Origin of the sequence: Bradyrhizobium sp. Leo170 (assembly GCF_004296405.1) — a bacterium.
In the GTDB taxonomy this organism is placed as follows: Bacteria; Pseudomonadota; Alphaproteobacteria; order Rhizobiales; family Xanthobacteraceae; genus Bradyrhizobium.
Map to the genome: position 1 here is coordinate 1 of NZ_PSRR01000478.1, position 4852 is coordinate 4852.

General features: G+C 61.6%; 4 protein-coding genes and 1 pseudogene. 2 read left to right on the forward strand and 3 right to left on the reverse strand.

The window, feature by feature from the left end; genetic code table 11:
* Together CWO89_RS40745 and CWO89_RS40750 are read left to right on the forward strand one after the other, a co-directional pair.
* A pseudogene (locus CWO89_RS40745) lies at positions 1-807 on the forward strand (OB-fold nucleic acid binding domain-containing protein); the annotation flags it as partial.
* Between the two features lie 304 nt (positions 808-1111).
* The gene (locus CWO89_RS40750) at positions 1112-1951 is read left to right on the forward strand and encodes a universal stress protein (protein WP_130583892.1); all 840 of its coding nucleotides are present in this window, start codon (positions 1112-1114) and stop codon (positions 1949-1951) included.
* 292 nt (positions 1952-2243) lie between these two features.
* Here CWO89_RS40750 and CWO89_RS49290 read toward each other — a convergent pair whose 3' ends face one another.
* Genes CWO89_RS49290 through CWO89_RS40765 form a run of 3 tightly spaced genes read right to left on the reverse strand, consistent with a single transcriptional unit; the run spans position 2244 to position 4447 of the window.
* On the reverse strand, positions 2244-2504 hold the full coding sequence (locus CWO89_RS49290; protein ID WP_130583893.1) for a non-oxidative hydroxyarylic acid decarboxylases subunit D: 261 nt from the start codon (positions 2502-2504) through the stop codon (positions 2244-2246).
* Positions 2501-3928, reverse strand: a complete 1428-nt coding sequence (locus tag CWO89_RS40760; protein ID WP_130583894.1) for a non-oxidative hydroxyarylic acid decarboxylases subunit C — start codon at positions 3926-3928, stop codon at positions 2501-2503. Before CWO89_RS40760 ends, CWO89_RS49290 begins: the two co-directional genes overlap by 4 nt.
* A gap of 27 nt (positions 3929-3955) precedes the next feature.
* Positions 3956-4447 (reverse strand): pyridoxamine 5-phosphate oxidase, encoded by a 492-nt coding sequence (locus CWO89_RS40765; protein WP_130583895.1) that lies wholly within the window; start codon positions 4445-4447, stop codon positions 3956-3958.
* Positions 4448-4852 lie beyond the last annotated feature (405 nt).

The following is a 4852-nucleotide window of genomic DNA, read 5'->3' on the forward strand; positions in this document are numbered from 1 at the left end:
CCGACCGCATCGTCGCGGCGCGGCAGCGGCGCCCCTTCGCCTCGCTGGAGGATTTTCGCCCGCGACACCGGCCTGCCCAAGCGCGCGCTGATCCTGCTCGCGGACGCCGATGCCTTCCGCTCGATCGGCCTCGATCGCCGCGCGGCGCTCTGGGCGGTGCGGCGGCTGCTCGACGACGTGCCACTGCCTTTGTTCGAAGCCGCTGTTGCCCGCGAGCAGCCGGACGAGAACGCGAAACCATTGCCGCAGATGCCGCGCCAGGAACAGGTGGTCGCCGACTACCAGACCATCCGCCTGTCGCTGAAGGGCCATCCGATGGAATTCTTGCGAGAGAAATTTGCAAAAGAGCGCGTCATACCCTGCAAGGAGGTCTGCCATCGCAATGACCGCCGCCGTATCCGCTGCGCCGGCGTGGTGCTGGTGCGGCAGCGTCCGGGCAGCGCCAAGGGTGTGGTGTTCATGACGCTCGAGGACGAGACCGGGATCGCCAATATCGTGGTGTGGCCGAAGGTGATGGAGCAATACCGGAAAGAAGTGATGGGCGCGCGGCTGATCCTGGTCGAAGGCTATATCCAGAGCAGCCCGGAGGAGGTGACGCACCTGGTCGCGCAGCGCATGATCGACCGTTCCTACGACCTCATCGGTCTCTCCAACGACGCGTTCAGCGCCAAGCCGGCCGTGCCCGCCGGCCCGGCTTTGGTCGAACCTCTCAACGACGACCGCCGCGACCACGGCGAAAACTCCCCGCAAAGAATCCGCCACCCCCGCAACGTCCGCATCCTGCCGCCGTCACGCGATTTCCATTGAACTCCGCCGCTGTCATTCCGGGGCGCGCGTAGCGCGAACCCGGAATCCATTGCGCCGCATGCGCAGGCGGAGAAATGGATTCCGGGCTCATCGCTTCGCGATTGCCCCGGAATGACTCCTCATTCCGAGGAGCCGCGAACCGGCGTCTCGAGGGATGGGCCACAAACCCTCACCCTCCGAGAATCCATTCCGCAATGCACTTGGCGTGTCTTGGCGGTCTCGTCCCGAAGGTCTACCATGTCGAAAGTCAGTGCCGTTTTGGCTGCCTGGACTATCGTTCATTTGCAACGGGCGGGAGCTGACAATGAAGACGATTTTGGTACCGACCCAAAATACCCCGGCCATGAAATCCGTGCTCGAAACGGCGGTGCTGCTCGCGCAGCGCACCGGCGCCTATATCGAGGGTGTTCCACTGTGGTTTGGCACGCCTGAATTCGTCGTGGCAGGGCTGGCCAGCACCTATTCCATGGAAACCTATCGGGTGCGACGCGAAGCGGAGGCGGCGGGGGAGCGCGAGCTGTTCGAGACCTTCATGCAGCAGCACGGTGTTGCTGCTGCGAAAACGACCGCGGATCGACCCTGGTTTAGCTGGTTTCCCGAGGTGCCGCCCGGCGAGGGTCTCGTCGGCAGCCATGGCCGCGCGTTCGATGTGATTGTGATGAGCAGGCCATCCGCTGCTACGGACCCACTCTATCGGCGGGCGATCGAGTCGGGACTGTTCGAAAGCGGCCGGCCTGTTGTGCTGTCGCCGCCATTAGCTCCGAAAGAGATCGCGACCAACATCATGATCCATTGGAATGGCAGCACCGAGCAGGCCCGCGCCAACGCCTTGGCGATGCCACTCCTGCGCCTGGCCGGACGCGTGACGGTGTTGACTGTCGTCGGTGGACAGGATGTGCCGGGTCCATCGGCCGATCAGGTGCGCAAGCAATTGCGGTATAACGGCATTGCCGCCGAGCCCATGAGCATCGAGCTGAACGGTCGCAGCACCGGCGAAGCGGTCCTCGCCGCGGCCAAGGCGGAAGGCTGCGATCTCTTGATCAAGGGAGCCTTCACAAGGACCAGGCTGCGCCAAATGATTTTCGGCGGCGCCACCAGCCACATCATGGAGCACGCAGACTTGCCGTTACTGATGGCGCATTAGAGCATGGGAGGCGCCACGAATTCATCCCTCATCCCGAGGAGCCGCGAAGCGGCGTCTCGAGGGATGGGCCACGGGCGCTTCACTCTCCGTCATTCCGGGGCGCACCATAGTCGCCACTTCCTCCGTCGTCATTCCGGGGCGTCCGAAGGACGAACCCGGAATCCATCGGGCCGCAGACGCAGGTGGAGAAATGGATTCTATGATGTGCAATTGCACATCATAGCTCGATGCTTCGCATCGCTCCGGAATGACGACGGCCAATGTGGTTCCGCCTTCGACATCCTGCGCGGCCTCACGAGGATGATCGACGCGGTGGAATCGGTGGAACCACCTGCAGACTAGGAAGATCCTCGGGGCGCAGCCGAAAGGCGGCGGGATATTTGTCCGGGTTCACGTTCTCCTCCGGCTCGGTCGATCTCCAGACATAGAGGCATGTCGGACAACCGAACACAGTCCAGATCCCGACAACGGGAGATTTGCTGCGCATCTCGATCTTGCCTGATCGACATCGCGGACATGCGGCCGGAACAGTGTCAGCGGTTGTCGCCGTCATTTCCGCATCTCCTTCGCCAGAGCCATGAGCTTGGTCCGCCACTGATCGGTACGCAGCGGCTTGTCGAGTTCCTCGCCATAGTCGCCGCGGATATCAGGCGCGACCGGCGTGGTGGCATCGATGATCATCTTGGTCACCATGCCGGCCGGGCTGCAGGCCGGATCCAGCAGATTCTCCGCGAGATTCGGGATGGTCACGATGTCGCCCGCAGGGTTTACCTTCACCGATATTGCCCACATCACTTGCTTCAGATCGAACGGGTCGACTTTCTCGTCGACAACGATCACGACTTTTGCGTATCCGAGACCATGCGTCGTGGTCAGCACGCGCAAGCCCACATATTTGGCGAAGCCGCCATAGCGGATCTTTGTCGAGACGACGACCACGAGACCGTGGGTATAGAGTGCGTTGACGGCGACGACTTCGGGAAACGTCGTCTTGAGTTGAAGGAAGATCGGCGCGCTCGTCGTCATGGCCTGCAGGAAGTCGAGCTCGGTCCAGGGCCGCCCCACATAGACCGCGTCGTAGACCGGGTCCGTTCGGTGCGACACGCGATCGATCTCGATCACCGGATATTTATGGCATCCCGAATAATAGCCGGGGAATTCGCCAAACGGCCCCTCGGTCTCGCGCTGTCCGCATAGCAGGCGGCCCTCCAGCACATATTCGGATCCCCAGGGGACATCCAGGCCCTTTGCAGTCTTGACCACACGGTATGGCGCGCCTTGCATCACGGCCGCCATCTTGTATTCGAGCTGATCGTAGAGCAGCGGCGTCGCGCCCATCAGCGTGATGATGGGCTCGTTTCCCAGCGCGATCGCGACTGGCAGGTCTTCGCCGCGGGCTTCCGCATGAGCCATATGGATCGCGATATCGTGCTGCGGCACAGTCTGGATTCCGAGGCGATTCCGCCCCTTGACCTGCAGGCGATAGATTCCGACGTTCTCGACATTGTCATTATCCCAGTCGTCTAGGTCTCGGCTGACGGTGCAGGCTTTGTCGATGAAGTAGCCGCCATCGCCGCGGTTGAGACGAAACAGCGGCAGCAGTTCGTAGAGATTCACGTCCTTGTCGACGACGACTTCTTGCCAGGGCGCGCTCGCAACGCGCTCCAACGTGCCAGGATATTGCTGGAAGCGTCGGACGAACTCAAAGAACTGGTCGCGCATGCCGGCGTCTTTTTCCATGCCAAGCGCGAGAGCATGGTTGCACCATGATCCATGCACGTTCATGGCTACCCGAGCGCTGGTGTAGCCCGCGATGTTGTCGAAATAGATCGCGGGGCTGTCCTCGCCGATCTCTGTAAGGGCGCAGGCCGCGGCCGCGATGTCGGGTTCAGGAACAATCTGATCATGGATGCGCAGCAATTGCCGCTCTTGCTCGAGGACGGACAGGAATTCGCGAAGGTCCTTGTAGGCACGCATTTCTGCCCCCAACTGCTCAGATTGGTTTCAGGCGGCGCGTAACGCGGCAATCTGCCGTTGCCAACGCGGGAGTACGGCTTGAGGATCGCGCAGTGCAAAGGTGACGCCGCCTGTCACATCCGCGTATGGCGCGACATGCTGGCGTACTGACTCGACCTCCGCCTCGAAGAACGCCAGCGGCACATCGGAAGAGGAGTGGGCGAGGCGGCGACAGCGGAGCTTCATCTCGCAAATTCCGCCATCGAGTGAAAGCGCGATCGTGAGCCGTCCTTCTCGTTCAAGATTGGACGCCATGGTCGATTGCGGAAAAATCGCAAAGCGGACGCGGCCAGAAGGCATGATCACGATGTCGCCTGCACTCAGCAACGCAGCGTGAGGCCATCCGTCGGAACCAACCGTCGAGAGACGCAGCGCCTGGGTTTTGGTCAGCAGCTCGGTGCCGTCAAGATAGCGGACCACCCCGTCCGGAATCCTGCTGCTGGTTGCGGGCGCCGTGTAGACGTGCTCGGCTTCCTTCATTTCACATCTCCTTCGGAAGTGATCCGCATTCCCTACGGAAATCGAAGGCGGCAGTTCGTTGAAGTGGCGCAGGATCGGAGCGCCCCGGTCATCGCTACGATGATGCGCATCGCTCTCAGTCTCCCAGAAGAGACAAGCGTGACTGGCTGTGTAAGAAGCGTACTACCAAAGGATGTCCCTTGCAACGGCGCCTGGATTGAGCGCGTACTGCGCCTTTGCCCACCCTACGGCTTCTGCAGTTCGCTGCACTATCTCCACGTCATTGCGAGCGGAGCGAAGCAATCTATGCCTCCGCTTGCGACGCTATGGATTGCTTCGCTTCGCTCGCAATGACGATGTGGATGCGTTGGTGCGACAAATCAGCCCGACGGGCAAATCACCAAAAGTCTGTCCAGACTGTCAGCG